Annotated in this window: 19 protein-coding genes and 2 tRNA genes; 19 read left to right on the top strand and 2 right to left on the bottom strand. The window is 72.4% G+C overall.

Annotation, left to right across the window (positions count from 1 at the left end):
* The first annotated feature begins 38 nt into the window (after nt 1–38).
* The 9 genes from obgE (at nt 39) to B7R87_RS09070 (ending at nt 13,866) form a co-directional block, all read left to right on the top strand.
* Entirely contained in the window at nt 39–1,478 is a 1,440-nt protein-coding gene (gene obgE / locus B7R87_RS09110) for a GTPase ObgE (protein WP_006349339.1), read from the top strand.
* Nucleotides 1,479–1,712: 234 nt separating this feature from the next.
* Nucleotides 1,713–3,905, top strand: a complete 2,193-nt coding sequence (locus B7R87_RS09105; RefSeq protein ID WP_006349340.1) for a glycosyltransferase family 4 protein — start codon at nt 1,713–1,715, stop codon at nt 3,903–3,905.
* A gap of 196 nt (nt 3,906–4,101) precedes the next feature.
* Nucleotides 4,102–5,601: a bifunctional cytidylyltransferase/SDR family oxidoreductase gene (locus tag B7R87_RS09100; protein ID WP_078902364.1), complete on the top strand. Its 1,500-nt coding sequence runs from the start codon at nt 4,102–4,104 to the stop codon at nt 5,599–5,601.
* A 139-nt stretch (nt 5,602–5,740) separates the two neighbouring features.
* Nucleotides 5,741–7,873: a hypothetical protein gene (locus tag B7R87_RS09095; RefSeq protein WP_130584601.1), complete on the top strand. Its 2,133-nt coding sequence runs from the start codon at nt 5,741–5,743 to the stop codon at nt 7,871–7,873.
* 198 nt (nt 7,874–8,071) lie between these two features.
* Nucleotides 8,072–9,199 (top strand): glutamate 5-kinase, encoded by a 1,128-nt coding sequence (gene proB, locus B7R87_RS09090; protein ID WP_187144568.1) that lies wholly within the window; start codon nt 8,072–8,074, stop codon nt 9,197–9,199.
* 134 nt (nt 9,200–9,333) lie between these two features.
* Nucleotides 9,334–9,855, top strand: coding sequence for a hypothetical protein (locus B7R87_RS09085; RefSeq protein ID WP_006349345.1), 522 nt, complete (start codon nt 9,334–9,336; stop codon nt 9,853–9,855).
* A gap of 127 nt (nt 9,856–9,982) precedes the next feature.
* A complete protein-coding gene (locus B7R87_RS09080; RefSeq protein WP_006349346.1) occupies nt 9,983–11,269 on the top strand; it encodes a glutamate-5-semialdehyde dehydrogenase in 1,287 nt (428 codons plus the stop codon).
* A gap of 123 nt (nt 11,270–11,392) precedes the next feature.
* Nucleotides 11,393–11,953 (top strand): SCO2584 family spore wall biosynthesis protein, encoded by a 561-nt coding sequence (locus tag B7R87_RS09075; RefSeq protein ID WP_006349347.1) that lies wholly within the window; start codon nt 11,393–11,395, stop codon nt 11,951–11,953.
* Nucleotides 11,954–12,687: 734 nt separating this feature from the next.
* Nucleotides 12,688–13,866, top strand: coding sequence for an SCO2583 family membrane protein (locus tag B7R87_RS09070; protein WP_006349348.1), 1,179 nt, complete (start codon nt 12,688–12,690; stop codon nt 13,864–13,866).
* A 129-nt stretch (nt 13,867–13,995) separates the two neighbouring features.
* Here the strand turns inward: B7R87_RS09070 and B7R87_RS09065 are convergent, their stop codons facing one another.
* Nucleotides 13,996–15,084 carry a M48 family metallopeptidase gene (locus B7R87_RS09065; protein WP_006349349.1) on the bottom strand — a complete coding sequence of 363 codons (1,089 nt, stop codon included), beginning with the start codon at nt 15,082–15,084 and terminating at the stop codon, nt 13,996–13,998.
* A 291-nt stretch (nt 15,085–15,375) separates the two neighbouring features.
* On the opposite strand from B7R87_RS09065, the gene B7R87_RS33080 reads away from it, so the two are divergent.
* From B7R87_RS33080 to B7R87_RS09040, 6 genes are all read left to right on the top strand, one after another.
* Nucleotides 15,376–15,525 (top strand): hypothetical protein, encoded by a 150-nt coding sequence (locus B7R87_RS33080; protein ID WP_006349350.1) that lies wholly within the window; start codon nt 15,376–15,378, stop codon nt 15,523–15,525.
* 46 nt (nt 15,526–15,571) lie between these two features.
* Nucleotides 15,572–16,216: a nicotinate-nucleotide adenylyltransferase gene (gene nadD, locus B7R87_RS09060; RefSeq protein WP_006349351.1), complete on the top strand. Its 645-nt coding sequence runs from the start codon at nt 15,572–15,574 to the stop codon at nt 16,214–16,216.
* 19 nt (nt 16,217–16,235) lie between these two features.
* Nucleotides 16,236–18,071, top strand: coding sequence for an LCP family protein (locus tag B7R87_RS09055; RefSeq protein WP_006349352.1), 1,836 nt, complete (start codon nt 16,236–16,238; stop codon nt 18,069–18,071).
* 163 nt (nt 18,072–18,234) lie between these two features.
* A complete protein-coding gene (gene rsfS / locus B7R87_RS09050; protein WP_006349353.1) occupies nt 18,235–18,666 on the top strand; it encodes a ribosome silencing factor in 432 nt (143 codons plus the stop codon).
* Nucleotides 18,663–19,319 carry a histidine phosphatase family protein gene (locus B7R87_RS09045; protein ID WP_040916345.1) on the top strand — a complete coding sequence of 219 codons (657 nt, stop codon included), beginning with the start codon at nt 18,663–18,665 and terminating at the stop codon, nt 19,317–19,319. The genes rsfS and B7R87_RS09045 overlap by 4 nt, the downstream gene beginning before the upstream one ends.
* Before the next feature lie 93 nt (nt 19,320–19,412).
* Nucleotides 19,413–19,485, top strand: a tRNA-Ala gene (locus B7R87_RS09040).
* Between the two features lie 93 nt (nt 19,486–19,578).
* On the opposite strand, the gene B7R87_RS09035 is transcribed toward B7R87_RS09040, so the two are convergent.
* On the bottom strand, nt 19,579–20,502 hold the full coding sequence (locus B7R87_RS09035; protein ID WP_006349356.1) for a helix-turn-helix transcriptional regulator: 924 nt from the start codon (nt 20,500–20,502) through the stop codon (nt 19,579–19,581).
* 102 nt (nt 20,503–20,604) lie between these two features.
* On the opposite strand from B7R87_RS09035, the gene B7R87_RS09030 reads away from it, so the two are divergent.
* The 4 genes from B7R87_RS09030 (at nt 20,605) to B7R87_RS09020 (ending at nt 22,817) form a co-directional block, all read left to right on the top strand.
* Entirely contained in the window at nt 20,605–22,071 is a 1,467-nt protein-coding gene (locus tag B7R87_RS09030) for an MFS transporter (RefSeq protein WP_006349357.1), read from the top strand.
* Nucleotides 22,072–22,140: 69 nt separating this feature from the next.
* Nucleotides 22,141–22,305 carry a hypothetical protein gene (locus B7R87_RS33075; RefSeq protein WP_006349358.1) on the top strand — a complete coding sequence of 55 codons (165 nt, stop codon included), beginning with the start codon at nt 22,141–22,143 and terminating at the stop codon, nt 22,303–22,305.
* A gap of 3 nt (nt 22,306–22,308) precedes the next feature.
* Nucleotides 22,309–22,542, top strand: coding sequence for a hypothetical protein (locus B7R87_RS09025; protein ID WP_040916346.1), 234 nt, complete (start codon nt 22,309–22,311; stop codon nt 22,540–22,542).
* 202 nt (nt 22,543–22,744) lie between these two features.
* Nucleotides 22,745–22,817: transfer RNA gene (locus B7R87_RS09020), tRNA-Ala, on the top strand.
* Nucleotides 22,818–22,887: the final 70 nt, after the last annotated feature.

Here is a 22,887-nt window from a genome sequence, read left to right as displayed (position 1 = left end):
CCCGGCCGGATACGCAGTGACTTTCTGGAGGACCTCCCATGACCACCTTCGTGGACCGCGTCGAGCTGCATGCCGCCGCGGGTAACGGAGGCCACGGCTGTGCCTCCGTCCACCGCGAGAAGTTCAAGCCTCTCGGCGGCCCCGACGGCGGGAACGGCGGACGCGGCGGCGATGTGATCCTCGTCGTCGACCAGTCGGTCACCACCCTCCTCGACTACCACCACAGCCCCCACCGCAAGGCCACCAACGGCCAGCCCGGCGAGGGCGGCAACCGCTCCGGCAAGGACGGCAAGGACCTGATCCTCCCGGTCCCGGACGGCACGGTCGTCCTGGACAGGCAGGGCAACGTCCTCGCCGACCTCGTCGGCCACGGCACCAGCTTCGTCGCCGGACAGGGCGGCCGCGGCGGCCTCGGCAACGCCGCGCTGGCCTCCGCCCGCCGCAAGGCCCCCGGCTTCGCCCTCCTCGGCGAGCCCGGCGAGAGCCGTGACGTCGTCATGGAGCTGAAGACCGTCGCCGACGTGGCCCTGGTGGGCTATCCCTCGGCCGGGAAGTCGTCGCTGATCTCGGTGCTCTCCGCCGCCAAGCCCAAGATCGCGGACTATCCCTTCACCACCCTGGTGCCGAATCTGGGCGTGGTCACCGCGGGCTCCACGGTCTACACCATCGCGGACGTCCCCGGCCTGATCCCCGGCGCCAGCCAGGGCAGGGGCCTCGGTCTGGAGTTCCTCCGCCACGTCGAGCGCTGCTCGGTCCTCGTCCACGTCCTCGACACCGCCACCCTGGAGTCGGACCGTGACCCGCTCTCCGACCTCGATGTCATCGAGGAGGAGCTGAAGCAGTACGGCGGGCTGGACGACCGGCCCCGCGTCGTCGTCCTCAACAAGATCGACATCCCGGACGGCCACGACCTTGCCGAGATGGTCCGGAGCGACCTGGAGTCCCGCGGCTACCGCGTCTTCGAGGCCTCCGCGGTCTCCCGTACCGGCCTCAAGGAGCTGTCGTTCGCCCTCGCGGGCATCGTCGCCGAAGCGCGCGCCGCGAAGCCGAAGGAGGAGGCGACCCGGATCGTCATCCGGCCCAAGGCCGTCGACGACGCCGGTTTCAGCGTGGTCCGCGAGGAGGACGGCCTGTACCGGGTGCGCGGCGAGAAGCCGGAGCGCTGGGTGCGCCAGACCGACTTCAACAACGACGAGGCCGTCGGCTACCTCGCCGACCGGCTCAGCCGCCTCGGCGTCGAGGAGAAGCTGATGAAGGCCGGTGCCCGGGCGGGCGACGGCGTCGCCATCGGCCCCGAGGAGAACGCCGTCGTCTTCGACTGGGAGCCCACGGTCATGGCGGGTGCCGAAATGCTCGGCCGCCGTGGCGAGGACCACCGTCTGGAGGCTCCGCGCCCGGCCGCGCAGCGCCGCCGCGACCGCGACGCCGAGCGGGACGAGGCGGAGCGCGCGTACGACGACTTCGACCCGTTCCAGTAGGGCTGTCGGTACTCCGTAAGGACGCCCCCCGGCTGCTTCCCGCGGCCGGGGGGCGTCGGTGCGCCCGGGGTTCGCGGACGGGCCCCTGCGTTCGCGAGAATGGTCCGCGGTTTCGCAACCTCCCACCCCCCGCCGGGCGTCTCGGCCGACGGGAACCCCCGACGGCGGACGTCGTGTTTCCGGGCCGGTTGTGAGCCACCGCAACACCGTCTCGGAACAGTGAACGGAGCCTTGATGAAGATTTCCTTCCTCATTCATACGATCTACGGCATCGGCGGCACCATCCGCAGCACGCTGAATCTGGCGGAAGAGCTCGTGGGCCGGCATGAGGTGGAGATCGTGTCGGTCTTCCGGCACCGCGACGTCCCGCTGTTTCCCGTCGACCCCCGGATCACCCTGGTCGCTCTGGTCGACACCCGCCCCGGCTCCCCGGACAGCGGGCCCGACGCCGCACCGGACGCCGCACCGGACGGCGGGCCGGACGGGACGGCCCACCGCGAACCGTCCGCGCTCATGCCCCGCCACGAGAACCGCTACCGCGAGTACAGCGCCCTCACCGACGCCCGGATAGGCGCCCACTACGAGGCCTCGGACGCCGATGTCGTCATCGCCACCCGCCCCGCGCTGGTGCCCTGCCTGGCCCGGTCGGCCCCCCAGAACGCGGTCCTCGTCGGCCAGGAGCACATGAGCCTCGGCTACCACAGACCGGAGCTGGTCGAGGAGCTGCTGCCCGGTCTCGACGTCCTCGACGCCCTGGTCACGGTCTCCGAGGCGGACGCGGCGGCCTGGCGCGAGCGGCTGCCGCAGCCCGACACCCGGGTGCTCGCCGTCCCCAACGGGGTGCCCGAGCCGGTGCTCGCCCCCGCCGAGCTGCGGGAGAAGCTCGTCGTGGCGGCCGGCCGGATCTCCCGCGAGAAGCAGTACGACACCCTGCTGACCGCCTTCGCCCGGGTCGTCGCCGCCCACCCCGACTGGCGGCTGCGGCTCTACGGCTGGGGGCCCGACCGGGAGCGCGTCCGCCGTGTCGTCCACCGCCTCGGCCTCCACAACAACGTCGAACTGATGGGCGCCGCGGTACCCATGGAAGCCGAGTGGGCCAAGGGCTCCGTCGCCGTCTCCACCTCCCGCCACGAGTCCTTCGGCCTCACCCTCGTCGAGGCCATGCGCTGCGGGCTGCCGGTGATCAGCACCGACTGCGACCACGGCCCCCGGACGATCGTCACCGACGGCGACGACGGTCTGCTGGTCCCCGTCGGCGACAGCGGCGCGGTGGCCGACGCCCTGCTCCGGCTCATCGAGGACGAACCGCTGCGCCGCAGGCTCGGCGGGGCGGCCAGAACCGCCGCCCGCCGCTTCGACACGGCGGCGACCGCCAAGGCGTACGAGGAACTGCTCGCCGCACTGGGCGCGGGCCCGGGGAGCCGCACCCGCCCGGACACCACCCCCCGCCCCCGCCCCTTCGCCCCGGTCGCGGACTGCGCGACGGGGGACGACGGATCACTGACCGTACGCATCGTCGAGCCCTCCGCCGCCGCGATGCAGTACCCGGGACTGCGCCTGGTCTGCACCAGGGCCGACGCCGGCAGCGGCACCGACTCCGGTACGGGCCAGGCCAAGGGCAGGGCCAGGACGGGCGGCCGCAAGGGCGCCAAGGGCGGCCCCCGGCCGCGCGCCAGGACCGGCACCGCAGGCGACCGTACCGAGCACGTCTTCCCCTTCGCCCCGGACGGCACCGCCGTGATCCCTCCGGACGCCGGACTCTCCGACGGCCAGTGGCTCTGCCACGCCGACGACCCCCGCACCGGCCGGCGGGTCGAGCTGACCGCCCGCACCGTCGACCAGCGCGGCCTTCTGCGCGCCGGGGAGCGGTTCGCCAGGGACGCCGCCGTCCACCACCTCGTCCCGTACCGCGACCCCGCCACCCACCGGCTGACACTCCGCTCCTGGGTCCGCAGACTGCATGTGGAGTCCGCCGACGTCACCCTCGACGAACACCGGTTCACCCTCACCGGACGGATCCACGGCCCGGTCGAACCCGCGGGCGAACCCACCCTCGTGCTGCGCCGTGGCGGCGACCCCGCCGACGAGATGGTCTTCCACGGCACCCGCGAGGGCACCCGCGGTTTCGCCGTCACCTTCGACGGTCTCGCCGTCGCCGAACGGCGGGAGCAGGAGGACGAGCAGTGGGAGCTGTGGCTGCGCTACAGCCCCGAACAGGACCCCGTGGCGGTGGGGCGTCTCCTTGACGATGTGCTCCGGAAGAGTGATGTCCGCAGCTACCCCGACGTCCTGCTCCACAAGCAGCGGTCCCTGCTGCTGGCCCGCCGGGTGCTGCGCCGCATCCGCGGCCAGGACCAGCGCCTGGTGGTGCTGAAACTGGCCTTCGACGACGGAAACCGGCTCGTCCTCCATGTGAGGGACCGATGACCGTCCCCGACATATCCCCCCACTCTGTGCACTCCGTCACTTCACAGGGTCTTTACGGCACCCCCAACGCCCCTGGCCAAAGGGTGAACGGGCCGTGTCCCGGCGGTGTGCGGGGGGAAATGCCCGCCTTGCGAGACGGTCACGCAGAGTGCGACCATCGCTCCGTCCCCCACCCGAATCAAGGTTAGGTCCGTCTGTGTCCGCACCACATGTAGCCAAGCCCCGAACCACGGCCGTCGTGCTCGCGGGGGGCACCGGGCAACGGGTGGGTCTGTCGATCCCGAAGCAGTTGCTGAAGATCGCGGGCAAGGCCGTCATCGAGCACACGCTGACGATCTTCGAACAGGCCGATGCCATTGATGACGTGATCGTTCTCATGGCACCGGGCTTCGTCCCCGACGTCGAGAAGATCATCACCAGAGCGGGCCTGACCAAGGTGAGGCGGGTCATCGAGGGGGGCGCCACCCGGAACGAGACCACCGAGCGGGCCATCGCCGCGCTCGGCGACGGACTGGCCCCCGACGAGGACGTCAACGTCCTCTTCCACGATGCCGTCCGGCCGCTGCTGTCACAGCGAGTGATCCAGGACTGCGTCGACGCCCTCGACCGCTACCAGGCCGTCGACGTCGCCATCCCCTCCGCCGACACCATCATCGTCACCCGCACCCACGGCGAGGACGGCGAGTTCATCACCGACGTCCCCGACCGCTCCCGGCTGCGCCGCGGCCAGACCCCGCAGGCCTTCAAGCTCTCCACGATCCGCCGCGCCTACGAGATCGCCGCGGGCGACCCCAACTTCCAGGCCACCGACGACTGCACCGTGGTCCTGAAGTACCTGCCCGACGTCCCGATCCACGTCGTCGCGGGCGACGAGTACAACATGAAGGTGACCCAGCCGGTCGACGTCTTCCTCGCCGACAAGCTCTTCCAGCTGGCCTCCACCGCCGCCCCCGCCCAGGCCGACGAGGCCGCCTACCGCGAGCTGCTGGCCGGCCGTACCCTCGTCGTCTTCGGCGGCTCGTACGGCATCGGCGCCGATATCGCCGCACTCGCCGAACGCTATGGCGCCCGGGTGTACGCGCTGGGGCGCTCCACCACCGGCACCCATGTCGAGAACCCGGAGCACGTCGACGACGCGCTCTCCCGCGCCTACGCGGAGACCGGACGCATCGACTACGTGATCAACACCGCCGGGGTGCTGCGGATCGGCAAGCTCGCCGAAACCGACAACAGCACCATCCTCGAAGCGCTGCGCGTCAACTATCTGGCCCCGGTCCAGATCGCCCGCGCCGCCTACAAGTACCTGGCCGAGACCAAGGGGCAGCTCCTGCTCTACACCTCCTCCAGCTACACCCGCGGCCGCGCCGAGTACAGCCTCTACTCCTCCACCAAGGCGGCCATGGTCAATCTGACCCAGGCCCTCGCGGACGAGTGGGCGGCCGACGGGATCCGGGTCAACTGCGTCAACCCCGAGCGCACCGCCACCCCGATGCGGACCAAGGCCTTCGGCGCCGAGCCCGCGGGCAGCCTCCTCTCCTCCGAGGCCGTCGCCCGCACCTCCCTCGACGTGCTCCTCTCCGAGCTGACCGGCCATGTCGTCGACGTACGCCAGCAGGACCCCACCCGGGACGCGACCGAGGCCTCCGGCTTCGAGCAGGCACTGGCCGCGCTCCTCGACCGGCAGGGCGACGTGTGACCGGGGCCGCCCCCGCCGCGACCCGGCCGCCGGGCCCCCGCCCCGGCCGCGCCCCCGCGGGCGCACCCCCCGCCCCCCGCCCCTTTCCGTCGCCCGCGCTGAAGCGCCACCGCCCGGTACCGTTTGGAGCAGGTTCCCCGTGATTTCGACCGCCATCCGTCTGGTCCGCGTCGGCAGCCGGTCCGAGCTGGCCGCCGCGGCGCTCATCGGACTCGGCTATCCGTGCGTGCTGCTCGCCGCGCTGCTGCCGAGCATCCCCTTCTTCGTGGCCGCCGCCGCCGTCACCTACCTCGCCGACTGGTATCTCCACCAGAAGGGCAGCTATCTGCTCAACCGGCTGAGCAAGGTCCGGGTCGGACTCTCCATCCGCTTCCTCCTCCGCCAGCTGCTGCTGGTGCTGCTGCTCGCCCGGGAAGGGCTCGCCGAGACCCCGCTCTTCTACACCGCGGTCGCCGGTTTCCTGGTCTTCTACGGCCTCCAGGCCCCGCACGGCGCCCTCACCACGCTCATCAAGCTGCGCCGCACCATGCCGGTCGTCACCCGCAACGTCGACCTGCACACCGTGCGCATCCCGGACGCCCCGCCCCGGCCGCTCCTGCGCCGCGCCGCCGAGAAGATGCTCCACCTCGACCTGCCCGCCGTCGCCGGTGTGCTGATCGCCGCCGCCACCGGCCGGGACGCCGTCGGCTACGCGGGCATCGCCGCCACCGTCGCCCTCGGACTGCTCTACACCGCGGTCCTGGTGCCGTACCTCCGCAGCCGCCGGGTGCCCCCGGCCGCCAAGATCCTCAAGGCCGTCAACCACTGGCTGCGCGAGTACCGCCCGACCGTCGTCCTCTACTTCTCCGGCGGAACCTCCTCCGCCTACCAGGTCAACATGTGGCTGGAGACGATGGAGCAGATCGACGGCCGCCCGCTGATCGTGATGCGCGAACGCGAGCTGATGCCGAAGCTGACCGAGACCGCGGTCCCGGTGCTCTGCGTCCCCGGCGGCACCCACACCATGAACCTCGACCTCTCCACGGTCCGGGTCGCGCTCTACTCCGCCAACGTCGGCAAGAACATCCACATCCTGCGCCAGCCCGCCATGAAGCACGTCTTCATCGGCCACGGCGACAGCGACAAGCTCGCCTCCGTCAACCCCTTCAGCAAGGTCTACGACGAGGTGTGGACCGCGGGCCGGGCCGGCCGCGACCGCTACGCCCTGGCCGACGTCGGCGTCCGCGACGAGGACATCGTCGAGGTCGGCCGCCCCCAGCTGGCGCCCATCACCACCGCGACGGGCCGCACCCGGAACCCGATCCCGACCATCCTGTACGCCCCCACCTGGGAGGGCTGGGACGACAACCCCGGCAACACCTCCCTGCTGCTGGCCGGCGAGAACATCATCCGCAGGCTCCTCGACGCCGAGCGCCCGGTCCGCGTGGTCTACAAGCCGCACCCCTTCACCGGCATCCGCAACAAGAAGGCGAAGGCCGTCCACGAGCGCATCACCGCCCTGCTGAAGACCGCCGCCGCCGAACGCCGCACCGACCCCCGCTGGGCCGCCGAGAGCGCCGCGGGCAAGGCCGCGCGCGAACAGGCCGCGGCCCGGATGGGGGCCATCGAGGCCGAGCTGGCCGGACTGCTCAAGCCCGGCCGGACCGGCGGCGACGAGGCCGAGCGGTCCCGCGACTCCGTCTCCGACCCGGTGCGCCTGGCCCGGGCCGCCGCGCTGCGGGCCGAGTGGAACGAGGCGTACTGGACCTCCGTCGGCTGGTGGGAGCACCGGGTCGTCACCGGCAGCGAGCCCCGGCTCTACGACTGCTTCAACGAGTCCGACGCGATGGTCTCGGACATCTCCAGCGTGGTCTCCGACTACATGGCCAGCGGCAAGCCGTACGCGGTCACCGACTCGGCCGCCCTCGGCGCCGACGAGTTCCAGCGGCAGAACACCGCCGCCCGGGCCGCGACCGTCCTCAGCAACAGCGCGGTCGAGCTGGACCAGCTGCTGGCGGCCGTCGCCTCGCCCGAGGACGACCAGCTGGCGGGCGCCCGCCGCGAACTGAAGCACTACCTCCTGGGCCCCGACCGCCCCAGCTCCCTGGAGCGGTTCAACTCGGCCGTCCGCACCCTCCAGGCCGTCGCCGAGGCCCGGAACCGGGGCGTGGCCCAGCGGACCGGTGAGCAGCCCGCCGAACCCCGGCCGGCCGCCGGGCCGTCCGGCGACCCGGCGGAGGAGATCGCCGAGGCCGAGGAGACCAACGGATCCGAGGCGCCCGTCGCGGGCTGACCCCGGCGCCCGGCGCGGAGCGACCGGCCGGTGGACCAGTGGTGAACCGGACGCGCGGAACGGAACGGCGGGGGCGGTACGGCAGCGAGCCGTACCGCCCCCGCCTCCTCTTTCCGCCCCTCCCGCAGCGGTCCACGCGGCTGTCCAGCCGGTGAGAAGTCCCGGCACGAAAGCCGCACCCTGACATAGATTCGGTCCGTGACAGAGGCAAGACAGCACGTGACACAGGCCCGCAGGATCGTCGTCAAGGTGGGCTCGTCCTCCCTGACCACCGCGGCGGGGGGGATCGACGCCGACCGGGTCGACGCCCTCGTGGACGTACTCGCCAAGGTCCGCAGCGGCGGCGAGAAGGAGATCGTGCTGGTCTCGTCGGGAGCCATCGCCGCCGGGCTCGCCCCGCTCGGCCTCGCCCGCCGGCCCAAGGACCTCGCCCGGCAGCAGGCCGCCGCCAGTGTCGGCCAGGGGCTGCTCGTGGCCCGCTACACCGCCTCCTTCGCCCGGCACGGGGTCCGCGTCGGCCAGGTGCTGCTCACCGCCGACGACACCAGCCGCCGCGCCCACTACCGCAACGCCTACCGCACCCTCGACCAGCTGCTCGCCATGGGTGCCGTACCGGTCATCAACGAGAACGACACCGTCGCCACCGACGAGATCCGCTTCGGCGACAACGACCGGCTCGCGGCGCTCGTCGCCCATCTGGTCCGGGCCGATCTGCTGGTGCTCCTCTCGGACGTCGACGGGCTGTACGACGGCGACCCGGCCCGCTCCGGCACCACCAGGATCGACGAGGTGCGAGGCCCGGCCGATATCGCGCATGTGCAGATCGGCAGCGCCGGCCGGGCGGGCGTCGGCACCGGCGGCATGGTCACCAAGGTCGAGGCCGCCAGGATCGCCACGGAGGCCGGCGTCCCCGTCGTCCTCACCTCTGCGGTGAGCGCCGCGGACGCCCTCGCGGGCCGGGCCACCGGAACCTTCTTCCACCGCACCGGACGCCGCAGCGCGGGACGGCTGCTGTGGCTCGCGCACGCCTCCACCCCCCGCGGCGCCCTGGTCCTCGACGACGGAGCCGTCCGGGCGGTCGTCCAGGGCCGCAAATCCCTGCTCCCGGCCGGGATCGCGGCCGTCGAAGGCGACTTCACCGCGGGCGACCCCGTCGAACTCCGCGACACCGCGGGCCGGGCCGTCGCCCGCGGCCTGGTCAACTACGACGCCCGTGAACTCCCCCCGCTGCTGGGCCGGTCCACCCGGGAACTCGCCCGGGAACTCGGTCCGGAATACGAGAGGGAGGTCGTACACAGGGACGATCTCGTGGTGATGCACCCCTGAAACGGCTGAAACCGCCGTCAACCAACAGGGACCTTTACCAAAACCGCCCCACGTCCGGTCCGGGGCTGGTCAACTTTGTTGCGGGGCACTGCGGGGGGCGCAGCACCACGACACACGCAATCGGGAGGCCGCCTGTGACCATCGCGCGCCCGGGGGACACCCCCCGAGGGAACAACGGCGTCCGCTGCGTACACGCGGCGACGGGCACCGAGCGGCCCGCACCGGCGGCCGGACGCACCGTACGGGCCGAACGGACCCTGACGAGCGTCGGCGACCGGGCCCCGGCGCCCGCGGAGGACCAGGTCCAGTCCGCCGCGTCCAAGCTGTGGCACATCACGCTGAGCGTCTCGGGCGCCGAAGCCCCGCTGGCGGAGGTCCGCCGCGGTCTTGAGCAGCTCGCCCACGACCATCCCTTCCTGCTGACCAGCCGCTACGCCAACGACCACGCCGAGATCCGCTACTGGGAGGAGGCCCGCGACCTCCATGACGCGGCGGCCGTCGCGCTGCGGCTCTGGGGCGAGCACCGGGCGACGGCGAAGCTGCCGCCGTGGACGATCGTCGGCCTGGAGGTCATCGACCGGCAGACCTACCACCAGCGCCTCGCCGAGGGCTACGGCCCGCCCCCGGCCGCCAGGGTCGGCGTCCACCCCTTCTGAGGTACGGGCCCGGGGCACACGGCTCCGGGGTCCGCTGGGACGGCCGGGCCCGCGCCCCCGCATCCGACATGTCTCGGAGTGCGGAACGGCGCATGAGACACCTTCCCGGGCGCACTACCCTGCGGGTATGACGACGTCGCCCTCCCCGCAGGAGTCCCTCAGCCCCGTCGGCCGGGCCGCCCGGCTCGCCCGCAGCGCCGCCGAGCAGCTCGCCCCCCTGCCGCGCGCGGCCAAGGACGCGGCCCTGCTCGCCGTCGCCGATGCGCTGGAGGCCCGGACGGACGAGATCGTCCGCGCCAACGCCGAGGACGTCGCACGGGCCCGCGAGAACGGTACGAGCGAGTCGATCGTCGACCGGCTGACGCTCACCCCGGAGCGCGTCCGCGCCATCGCGGCCGATGTCCGTGACGTCGTCGCGCTGCCCGACCCGGTCGGCGAGGTGGTACGCGGCTCCACCCTCCCCAACGGCCTCGACCTGCGCCAGGTCCGGGTGCCGCTCGGTGTCGTCGGCATCGTCTACGAGGCGCGGCCGAACGTCACCGCCGACGCCGCCGCCCTCTGCCTCAAGTCCGGCAACGCCGTACTGCTGCGCGGCTCCTCCTCCGCGTACGCCTCCAACACCGCTCTCGTACAGGTGATCCGGGACGCCGTCGCGGAAGCCGGGCTCCCCGCCGACGCGGTCCAGCTGGTGCCGGGCGAGTCCCGTGAGTCGGTCCAGGAGCTGATGCGCGCCCGCGGGCTGGTCGACGTCCTCATCCCGCGCGGCGGCGCCGGGCTGATCCGTACCGTCGTGGAGCAGTCCACCGTCCCCGTCATCGAGACCGGTACCGGCAACTGCCATGTGTACGTGGACGCCGAGGCCGATCTCGACATGGCCGTCTCCGTACTGATCAACTCCAAGGCCCAGCGGCCCAGCGTCTGCAACAGCGCCGAGACGCTCCTGGTCCACCGGGACATCGCGGCCGCGTTCCTGCCCCGGGCCCTCGACGCGCTCGCCGAGGCCGGGGTCACCGTCCACGGCGACGAGGCCGTGGCGGCGTACGGGGACGACAGCAAGGCGACGGTCGTCGCGGCCACCGACGAGGACTGGGAGACCGAGTACCTCTCCTACGACATCGCCGCGGCCGTGGTGGATTCGCTCGACGGCGCGGTGGCGCACATCCGGTGCTGGTCGTCCGGGCACACCGAGGCCATCGTCACCACCTCGCAGGCCGCGGCCCGCCGCTTCACCCAACTGGTGGACTCGACGACGGTCGCCGTCAACGCCTCGACCCGGTTCACCGACGGCGGCCAGTTCGGCTTCGGCGCGGAGATCGGCATCTCCACGCAGAAGCTGCACGCCCGCGGACCGATGGGGCTGCCCGAGCTGACCTCGACCAAGTACATCCTCACCGGCGACGGCCACATCCGGTAGGTCCGGAACGGCGGAACGGCGGGAGCAGGACCGGAGGCGGAAACCGGCCGTCCCGCCGGTTCGGGCGGGGCGGTTGCTCCCTCCGTCTGCCCAAAAGCACCGCCCGGGTCTACTCTGAAAGACGTGCCGGACGACGTGGGGGGCAGGCCGTTCCCGGACGGCTGGGAGCCCGACGACGACCGCGGAGGCGCGGACGAGGACCTCGCCCCCGTGGTGTTCGACGAGGACTTCGTCCATGCGGCCACCTTCCATGAACCCACCGCGGTCGAGCGGCTGCTGGCCGCCGCCGAGGCCCGCGCGGAGGGCCGGGGCCCCGGGGGACCCGACGACGACCCCTACGGCGGGGTGCACGGCGGCTACGACCCCGACCGGGACCGCCACGGCCTCCACGGCTCCCACGCCGACTGGTCCGATCCCTACGGCTCGCACGGCGGCTCGCTGCGCCCCTACCGAGGCAGCGCGCGCTGGCACCGCCCGGTGGCCTGGGCGCTGGCCCTGCTGATGGGCGTCGGCATGGTCGCCCTGGCCTTCACCGCCGTCTACCGGGGCGCGTCGGGCAGCCGCCAGGACCGGATCCCGCCGCCCGCGACGACGGGCGTGGACCGCTCCCCGACGGCCCCGGGCGTCGCACCCCCGGACGCCCTCCGCGACCAGGTCCCGTCCCCGCACCCCACCCGCACCTGAACCGCCCCCGGGGGACGCTTCCCTGTTGCTACGTCCTACCGGCGCCCGTACCGGGGACGAATGCTCCCCGTTACGAGTGAACTGCAGGAGACCCCGCCGATGCCCGGGATCGGTGCCAACCCGGAGCGGGGACATGCCCGCGGGCCTCGCCCCGGCGAGTGCGGTGCCGGGGCGAGGTCCCGCAGTCTCCGCAGGAGCCGCCGGACGTGGAGCGCCGTCCGGGGGCGGCGACGACCCGGAGCGGGGACGTGCCCGCGGGGCCTCGTTCCGGCGAGCGCCGCAGTATCCACAGGAGCTGCCGGGCCCGGAGCCGCCGGGCGCGGACCGCCGTCCGGGAAGGGTGACAACCCGGAGCGGGGACGTGCCCGCGGGACCACGCCCCGGCGAACGCACTGCCGCAGTTTGCGGGCCCACAGCATCCACAGGAGACGCCGGCCCCGGGGGCCGCAGCCCGGGGCACACGGGCCCGGACCCGGCAGCCCGTGAGCCGGTCACCGGCCCGGTGGTACCCCGGTGGCGCGGAGCCCCGGCCCGGGGGACGGGCAGCGGGTCCGGCGGGCCGGTCGGTGCCCCGCGAGGCCGACGGCCCGGAGGGGCCGGTGCGCACCCGGACCGTTTACCCCGACCCCGCCGGACGGCGACCCGGCGCCGTACGGGTGCATCTGTGGCACCCCGCCGGACTTTCGGGCCCCGGTACGCGTTTACCGGAGGCCCCGCGGACCAACCCTCAGAGTATGGCTGGGCGTGGCGACCCGCCCGAGGGGACGTCCGAGGGGCTCCCCGGCGGCGGAGAGGACGAGTACGGAGCCGTCGTCTTCGACGAATCGTTCGTACGTGCTGCCCGGCTCCAGGAGTACTCGGCCCGGGAGCGGACGGGACCCGACGCACGGGCCGTCCGCACCCTGCCGTCGCCCGTGCTGCGCGCCCGCACCGGCAACACCGGCGCCTGGGTGGTGATGGGGCTGGCCCTGCTGCTGGCGTTCTCCCTCGCCACCGCGATCCATATCGGGCTCCGCCGGTCCCCGGGCGATCCGGCCGCCGCCCCGCGGGCCGAACCGCTGCGGATGACCGTGATCCCGCTGGCGCCCTCCGGAGCCGTCCCCGGCGGGGAGCCCGCCGATCTCTACCACCGCAGCCCGGCCGCCCGGCACCGGATCGCCGCCGCCGGGATCACCCTGCCCGCGATCCGGCGCACCTCCGCCTTCACCGAGAACGAGGTACGGACCGCGCTCTCGGTGGCCAAGGAGTATCTGGTGATGTCCTCGCTGAATCCGGAGGTGCTCACCGGTGGCACGGTCCGTCCCGTACGGGTCCTGCTGGACCCGGCGCAGCTCGACGCCTTCGACCGGGACGTCGGCTTCCGGGCCGGGGCCCGGAAGCCGTCCGGCGGCTGGCTGATCCGCTTCGACCCGGCGAGGGTCGCCCTCGCCGATCCGGCCGTACGGGTCCGGGGGAGTCTGGGCTACGCCGAATCCGGGGCCGACACCCTGGAGATCACCGCCGGCCACACCTTCACCTATGCACTCCGCCCGGCCGCCCCGCCGGGCCCCTCCCGGCCACCCTCGGCTCTCTCCGCGCCCGTCGATCCGGCCCGTACCGATCCGGCGTCCCTCTTCGTCGCCCGCCGGGAGCTGCGGCTCCGCTTCGACCACGAGGACATCCTGCGCCACCGCACCGAACTGGTCGCCAGCCATCTCCAGGCGGGACCGCAGTCCTGCTCCGAGTCCACCGGCACCCTGCGGCCCCTGCTGGCGGGCGAACGGGCCTCGCCGGGCGCCCCGGCGGGCACCGATCCGTACGCCGCGACCACGGCACCGGCGGCGGGCCTCTGCGGCGCCCTCGCCCCCGCCGCCCAGCCGATCCCCCGATCAGCCCGGCAGTCGACCGGACAGCCGAGCCCGCCACCGGGCTGACCGGCACCCGACCGCCTCACTCCGATACCCGGCCACCCGACGGCACAGCACGAAACAGCACGGCACAGCACGGAAACAAACACCGCCCGCGCCGGACCGGCCGCCGCCGGGTGTCCCGCTGCCGAGGGCTCAGGCGCCGGACGCCCCGCCGCTCCCGCCGTCGCTGCTGCTGTCGGGCCCGCTGCCGTTGGCCCGGCCGCTGCCGGTGAACCTGTCGCGGAGCTTGCCGCCCAGATCCCCCGCGCCGCCCGCTATGTCGCCGACCAGCTTCATCAGCGGATCCTTGCTGGTGCGCACGGTGTCCGCGTAGTGCGATGCGGACTCGCGGATGGAGTCGGTCACCGAGGTTTCCTTGTCCTCGTCCCGCCGGGGGTAGTGGCCGTCCATGACCCGCTGGTAGTCGCGGCTCTCGGCCCACTTCTTCAGCTCGGCCGCCCGGACCGTGGTGAACGGGTGCGTACGCGGCAGGACGTTCATGATCTTGAGGACGGAGTCCCGCAGATCGCCGCCCGCCTCGTACTCCTCGGCCTGGCGGAGGAAGGCGTCCACGTTCATCTCGTGGAGGTGGTTTCCACCGGCGATCTTCATCAGACCACGCATCGAAGCCTGCAGGTCCTGACCCACCAACAGCCCCGCCCGGTCCGCGGACAGCTCCGACTTGCGGAACCACTCCCGCAGCGCGGTCACGATCGCCATGATCGCCACATTGCCCAGCGGCACCCACGCGATCTTCAGCGCCAGACTCGTCAGGAAGAGCAGGATCGTGCGGTAGACGGAGTGGCCGGAGAGGGCATGGCCCACCTCGTGGCCCACGACGGCCCGCATCTCCTCCTCGTCCAGCAGCTCCACCAGACCGGTCGTCACCACGATGATCGGCTCGTCGAGGCCGATGCACATCGCATTGGGCCGCGGGTCCTGCGTGACGTACATCGCGGGGACCTTCTCCAGGTCGAGGACGTAACAGGCGTCCCGCAGCATCGCGTGCAGATGGGCGAACTGCTCGTCGCTCACCCGGACGGAGTCGGAGAGGAAGAGGAGCCGCAGACTGCGCTCGGGAAGCAGCCCGCTCAGCGCCTTGAACACGGTGTCGAAACCGCTGAGCTTGCGCAGGGCGACCAGCGCCGAACGGTCCGCCGGGTGCTCGTACGCCCGTGACGAGATCCCGGGGAACCGCTTGCGCTGCCTGCTCGGCACCTTTTCCTGACTGCTTTCGGTCATTCCAGCCCCCTGCGTAGCCAATAGTGCAACTGTGCGTCAGTGCGGTGAGGCGGCTCGCCCCGCGGTCCCCAGCGTAGGTGCTGGCGCCGCACGGCGGCCGAGCCTGTGGACAACCCCGACTCCGGTCCGCATCGCCGCACTTCCCGGGCTCCGCCGACCGGCCCGCCGCCATGTCGACGGCTCCGCGACCACCACAACGACCGAGTCGGCGTGAGCGTGCCCGACCCGCCCGCATACGATGGGTGCCCGAAGACCCTCAGCCCTGTCCCCCGATCGTTAGGTCCGCTGAAGATGAGCCTCACCAGCACCTCCGCCGCCCTGGTCCCCCTGGCCGAAGGCGGTGGCCACGAAAGCCTCAGCCCCCTCCTCGTCGGCGGTCTCTCCCTGGCCGCGCTTCTGCTGCTGCTCTTCATCACCACCAGCTTCAACCGCGACCGCTGAGTCTCGCCGGGCGTCTCGCACGCACGTGCCAGTAGGCTCTGCACGCATGGGACAGCAGGAAGAACAGGCGGGCACCGCGCCCGGGGTACCGGGCGACGGTCCCGCCCGGCGGCGACTCGGTGTCATGGGCGGGACGTTCGACCCGATCCACCACGGTCACCTGGTGGCCGCAAGCGAGGTGGCCGCACTGTTCCATCTCGACGAGGTCGTCTTCGTCCCCACGGGGCAGCCGTGGCAGAAGAGCCACAAGGCCGTCTCGCCGGCCGAGGACCGTTACCTCATGACGGTGATCGCCACGGCCTCCAACCCCCAGTTCTCGGTGAGCCGGATCGACATCGACCGCCCCGGGAAGACGTACACCATCGACACCCTCCGGGATCTGTCCTCCCTCGACGAGGGCACCGATCTCTTCTTCATCACCGGCGCCGACGCGCTCTCCCAGATCCTGGGCTGGCGGGATGCGACCGAGCTGTTCTCGCTCGCGCACTTCATCGGGGTCACCCGCCCCGGCCACGATCTGACGGACGACGGGCTGCCGGAGGGCAAGGTCTCCCTCGTGGAGGTGCCGGCGCTGGCGATCTCCTCGACCGACTGCCGGGCGCGGGTCGCCAAGGGGGACCCCGTCTGGTATCTCGTACCCGACGGCGTCGTGCGCTACATCGACAAGCGCCAGTTGTACCGCGGTCAGTGAGCCCGGAGAGGGGGCATCGGTGAACGACCAGCAGAATCCGTACGACCCTTATCCGCCGCAGCCGCAGATCATCGGCTACGACGCGTACGGGCAGCCGGTCTACCAGCAGCCCCAGCTGTCCCACGAGACCCAACAGCCGCAGGAACAGCAGCAGTACGAATCGCAGCAGCCGTACGACCCGTCGTACCAGCAGTCCGATCAGGGGTACGAGCAGCCCGGTCAGGGGTACGAGCCTCCGTACCAGCAGTCGTACGACCCGTACGCCCAGCAGACCGACGGGACCGGCGGGACCGTCGGCAATCACGGCTACGGCTACGACCCCCACGCCCCGGCCCCGGAGCCGTACCCCCCGTACGAGCAGACCGCACCCGGCGGACCGGCCGGCAACGGCGCGGAACAGCCGTACGGCTACGGCGGTGCCCACGGCCAGGAGGGGTACGGCTACGACACCGGCACCCTGCCCACGGCCGTCGACTCCACCCAGCAGTGGACCGTCCCCCCGCAGCATCCGGCCCCCGAGGCCGAACAGCAGCCCGCCGAAGCCCCCGGCGGAGGGGATGCACAGGCCGCCCTCCCCGGACAGCGGCGCTCCGGCGACGAGCCGCCCGGGGAGCGCGACTACCGCACCGAGCAGTTCTCGTTCATCGCGGAGCCCGACGAGGAATCCGAAGACGTCATCGACTGGCTGAAGTTCACCGAGAGCCGCTCGGAACGGCGCGAGGAGGCCAAGCGGCGGGGACGCAACCGTGTGATCGCCCTCGGAGTCGTCCTCGCGCTGGCCGTGGTGGCCGGAATCGGCTGGATCGTGGCCGCGGTCCTGTCGGACGACGAGAAGAAGAGCGTCTCCGCCGGGGCCCAGAAACGCGATGTGATCGTGGTGCATCTGCACAACACGAAGAAGAAGGGCACCTCGACCGCCCTCCTCGTCGACAACGTCACCGCCGGCCGGGGCACCACCGTCCTGCTCCCCAACGCCCTGTCCGTCGCCGGTGACGACGGCGCCGGAACCACCCTCGGCCAGTCCGTCGAGGCCGACGGCACCGCCGGGACCCGCGATGCCGTGGGCACCCTCCTCGGCGCCCGGATCAGCGGCACCTGGCGGCTCGACACCCCCTTCCTGGAGAACCTCGTCGAACTCGTCGGCAGTATCGACCTCACCACCGACACCGACGTCCCCGCCCCCGCCAAGGGCGCCGCACCCCTGGTGAAGAAGGGCGAGAACCAGACCCTCAACGGCCGCGCCGCCGTCGCCTACGCCACCCATCTCGCCGCCGGGGAGCCCGAGTCCAAGCAACTGCAGCGCTTCGGACAGGTCGTGCAGGGCGTGCTGAAGAAGTTCCCGAGCGACGCGGAGTCCGCGACCGTCACGGTGGAGACCCTGGGGCAGATCCTCGACCCCTCGCTCTCCGAGAAGGACCTCGGCGCGTCCCTCGCCAAACTCGCCGACCATGCCAAGGGCGGCGACTACGCCACCGAACTGCTGCCCGTACAGCCCGACGGCCGGCCCACCGAGCAGGCGATCACTCAGGTCGTCAAGGAGGTCCTCGGCGGCTCCGTCACCAAGGGTGAGCAGGGCGCGGCGGCCCGGGTCGGGATCAGGAACGCCACCGGCAAGCCCGCCGCGACGGAGACCGCCCGGGTCTCCCTGGTGAACGGCGGCTACACGGTCGTCGACGGCGGCCGCGCGGACACGGCGGACACCTCGTCGATCACCTACGGTGACGATGCGCGCAAGGCGGAGGCCGCCGAGGTCGCCAAGACGCTGGGGCTGCCCGCGGCCGCGGTGAAGAAGGGCGCACCTGCCGCCAACGCCGATATCACCGTCGTCCTCGGCGGTGACTTCAAGACCGGCTGACCGGACGCACGGTCTCCGGCCCGCCCCCTGGCGGCGCCGGAGACCCCGGCCCGCAGCTCCGGCGCGGGAGACCCCGGCCCGCAGTCCCCGGGAAACCCGGAAAGGGATGTCGGCCGTCCGTGAGACCCTTGTCTGGTACACGACCGCCGACGAAAGCCAGCCAGTGACCGCAACCGAGCGCTCCGTCGAGCTTGTCAACGCCGCCGCCCAAGCGGCCGCCGACCGGCTCGCGCACGACATCATCGCCTACGACGTCAGCGATGTGCTGTCCATCACGGACGCCTTCCTGATCGCCTCCGCCCCCAACGACCGCCAGGTCAAGTCGATCGTCGACGAGATCGAAGAGCGGCTGCTCAAGGAGCTGGGCGCCAAGCCGGTGCGCCGCGAAGGCGACCGCGACGCCCGTTGGATCCTGCTCGACTACGTCGACATCGTGGTCCATGTCCAGCACAGCGAGGAGCGGGTCTTCTACGCCCTGGAGCGGCTGTGGAAGGACTGCCCCGAGCTGTCCCTGCCCGAGGACGCGGTCAAGACCCGCGGCAAGGGCAAGGAGCACGCGGAGCTGACCGGCGGTGCGGACGGTGAGCTGAGCTGAACGAGGACGCCTACAAGCGCACCGGCCGCCGCCTCGTCCTGTGGCGGCACGGCCAGACCTCCTGGAATCTGGAGCGCCGCTTCCAGGGCACCACGGATATCGCGCTCACCGAGACCGGGATCGCCCAGGCCCGGCGGGCCGCCCGGCTGCTGGCCTCCCTCAAGCCGGACGCGATCATCGCCTCCGATCTGAAGCGGGCCGCCGCCACCGCGGGCGAGCTGGCCGACATCACCGGCCTCGACGTCACGCACGACGAGGGACTGCGGGAGACCTACGCCGGTGTCTGGCAGGGGCTGACCCACCAGGAGATCATCGAGCAGTACAACGAGCAGTACACGGCCTGGAAGCGCGGCGAGCCCGTGCGCCGGGGCGGCGGCGAGCTGGAGACCGAGGTGGCCGACCGGGCCGCCCCGGTGGTCCTCCACCATGCCGAGAAGCTCCCGGAGAACGGCACGCTGGTCGTGGTCAGCCACGGCGGCACCATCCGCACCACCATCGGCCGGCTCCTCGGTCTGGAGTCCGGACACTGGGAGAGCCTCGGCGGCCTCTCCAACTGCTGCTGGTCGGTCCTCGGCGAGGGCGCACGCGGCTGGCGGCTGCTGGAGCACAACGCGGGCACCCTCCCGGAGCCCGTCCTCGGCGACGACACCTGAGCCGTCCCCCGGCCCCCGCCCCCGGATTTCCCTTTCCGGCAGGTCGCAGGCTAAAGTTCTTCTTGTTCGCAGCGCCGAGCGCGAAGAACACCCGGGGCTATAGCTCAGTTGGTAGAGCGCCTGCATGGCATGCAGGAGGTCAGGAGTTCAATTCTCCTTAGCTCCACAGCCCGGAACCCCGCCTTCGTCAGAGGGCGGGGTTTTCGCTTCTCCGCTTCCGTCTGTCCTGCCCCGTCCTGCCTCGTCCCGCCCCGTCCCGTCAGAGCCGGTGGAGGGCGTCGAGACGGCGGGCACTCTCCTCGTCGCCGGGGGAGTAGACGACCATCCGGCACTCCGGCAGGCCGTTGATGTCCATCGACACCGACGACATCCGCATCTCGCCCGCACCCGGATGCCGGAAGGTCTTCACCCGAGGGCCCGGCTGCACCACGTTCCCGCTCCGCCACAGCTCGGTGAAGTACTCGCTGGACCGGGAGAGCCCCCGGACGAACGACTCCCAGCCGGGATCGCCCACATGGCGCCCGTACGCCGCCCGGAACTGGGCCACCATCAGCGGCAGTTCCACCTCGGGGTGGAGCACCGGGCACTCGTCCCGGTCCGCCGCCGCGAACAGCGTCCACAGCACGTTCTTCCGCCCCGGTCCGATGAAGAGTTCGTACCGGAAGAGCCGGTCGTAGCAGCGGTTGGTGGCCAGCACGTCGTACCGGGAGTTGTAGACCACGGCCGGACGCGGGTCGAGGGCATCGAGGATCGACCGGACCTCCGGGCCCACCTCGTCGCCGTCCTCGCCGACGTCCGCGCCGGGCCGCTGCTCGTACGGAACCTTCGCCAGGTGGTAGAGGTGCTCGCGCTCCGAGGCGTCCAGCCTCAGCGTCCGCGCGACCGCGTTCAGCACCTGCGGCGACGCGTTGATCGGACGCCCCTGCTCCAGCCAGGTGTACCAGGTCACACCCACCCCGGAGAGCTGGGCCACCTCCTCGCGCCGCAGCCCGGGCGTACGCCGCCGCAGGCCCGGGGGTATCCCGACGTCGGCGGGCGTCACCCGGGCCCGGCGGCTGCGCAGGAAAGCCGCCAGCTCGGGTCTGCGGCGGCAGCCCCTGCCCCCGCCGTGCCCCTCACCCCCGCGGACACCGCTGCCGTCCGCCGCGGTATCCGCAGCGCCCGTGGTCGTCATCACCGTCACACCCCCATCGTCGGCCTCCGCGCCCCCTGTTGCCAGGTGGTGCCGGTACCAGGATCAGTGGGCTCTCACTACCCGTATCCCCGCGGGCCCAGCCTCGGGGTCATGTCCACGACCTCCGCCCGGCGCCCGGCCCCGTCCGGCTCCCCGGCCACCAGTAAAGCTCCCGGCACCGACAACCGCCCCGGAGCGCTGCTGCCGCTGGTGCTCGGCGCCCAGTTCATGGCACTCCTCGACGTCTTCGTGGTCCATGTGGCCGCGCCCACCATCCGTGCGGAGTTCGGGGCGTCCGGCGCCCAGTTGCAGCTCGTCGTCGCCGGGTACACCGTCGCGTACGCGATCCTGCTGATCACGGGTGCCCGGCTGGGTGAGCTGCTCGGCCACCGGCGGATGTGGCTGGCCGGGCTCGCGCTCTTCACGGCGGCGTCCCTGGCCTGCGGTCTGGCCGCGGGGACCGGGCAGTTGATCGCCTTCCGGCTGGTCCAGGGCGCGGGCGCGGCCCTGCTGATCCCGCAGGTGCTGAGCCTGATCCAACGGAACTTCACGGGCGAGGCGCGGGTCCGGGCCCTCGGCGCCTACTCGGCCGTGCTGGCCGTCGGGGCCGTCGCCGGTCTGGTGGCGGGCGGTCTGCTCGTCGGCGCCGACCTCTTCGGACTGGGCTGGCGTCCGGTGTTCCTGGTCAATGTGCCGATCGGGGCCGTCCTGCTGGTGCTGGGTGCCCGGGTGCTGCCGCACGACCGGCCCGCCGGCCGGGCCCGCGGCCTCGACCTCCCCGGTCTGGTGCTCTTCGCCGCCGTGGTCGGGCTGTTCACCGTGCCCCTGGTCCTCGGGCAGGAGTACGACTGGCCGGCCAGGACCTGGTTCAGCCTGGCCGCGGCGGCCGTCCTCCTCGGTGCCTTCCTGGCGTACGAGGCGCGGCTCGCCCGCCGCGGCGGCGCCCCGCTGATCGCCCCCCGGGTGCTGCGGATCCCCGGCATGGGAACGGCCGTCGTCCGGATCGCCCTGGCCATGGCGGTCAACGCGGGCTGTGTCTTCGCCCTCACCCTGCACCTCCAGAGCGGCCTCGGATACGGCGCCCTGCGCGCCGGACTGATGTCCCTGCCCACCGCCGTGGCCTTCGGGGTGGCCGGACTGACCTGGCGCGGACTGCCCGAGCGGCTCCGGTCCCGGCTGGTCCCCGGCGGGTTCGCGGTCACCGCCCTGGCCCTGCTCCTCTGCGGTGTCCTGCTGCGCGACGGCGACGGCGGCGGACCGCTGCTGTATCCCGCGCTGGCCGCCCTCGGAGCCGGGCTCGCCGCCGCGTACAGCCCGGCCCTCGCCGGGGCGCTGGCGACGGTCCGTACCGAGGACGCGGCCGACGCCAGCGGGCTGCTGGTGACGGTCACCCAGCTCGGCCAGATCGTCGGAGTGGCCGCCTTCGGGGCACTCTTCCTCGACCGGAAGGAGGCGTTCGGCCCGGCCGGCGCCGCGGGCGCGGCGGGGTCCGCCGGGGCATGGTGGTGGGTCGCCGCGGCCCTGGCCGCGGCTTCCGCCGCCGGAGCCCTGACGGGTCTCGTCCGCAAACGCTCCTGACCCGGCTCGTGCTGTCGTGGCAGAATCGGACGGCCGGAGGGGACACCGGCCAGTACGGGAAGGAGCACGATGTCCGCCAGCACGAGCCAGGACCCCCGCGCCCAGCTCGCCGCTCCGGACATACGTGTGATCCTCAGTTGCCCGTCCTGCGGATCGGCGCATGTCGCCCAGGTCCTCGGCGACAATGGTGGAGTCTCTTACGTGTGCACGTCCTGCGGCCACAACTGGAACTGACTGATGGGTGCACACAGGCGTAAATGCGACTGGTGCGGCAGTGGTACGCCCATCGTCCGCGACATGGACCCGATCAACCCCGAGTACCAGTACTGGTGCGAGGAGTGCGCAAGAGCGCTGATCATAAAGGGCGACCCGATCGAGACGTACCGCGAGCTCGAAGGCGAGCCGATCTACGGCCGCCTGCTCGACGAGCACTGCACTCTGAAGCGCTTCTACTCCTTCGCCACGGCGTAGGACCCGTTCCCACCCCCTGTCCCCGACCCCCTCCCGGCCAGGTCACGGCTCCTTCGTGACCCCGGCCGGCGGACCCGTTTCCGCCGCCCCCGCCGGTCTCCGGACGGGGGCGGATACGGATTTGGTGAAGCGGGCGGGAGGGCGTTAATGTTGTCCACGTCGCCGGGACACGGAGAAAAAACGGCCGGGCGGCATCTCGCAAGGGGCTATAGCTCAGTTGGTAGAGCGCCTGCATGGCATGCAGGAGGTCAGGAGTTCAATTCTCCTTAGCTCCACTTCTTTCGGAATCCCGTCGGACCATTCGGTCCGGCGGGATTTCTGTCGTCTCCGGCCGTGGCGGTCTGC

The sequence above is a fragment of the Streptomyces tsukubensis genome (genome assembly GCF_003932715.1).
Lineage (GTDB): Bacteria > Actinomycetota > Actinomycetes > Streptomycetales > Streptomycetaceae > Streptomyces > Streptomyces tsukubensis.
Note: the sequence above shows the minus strand (reverse complement) of the source record. Positions and strands in the feature narration are given on the sequence as shown.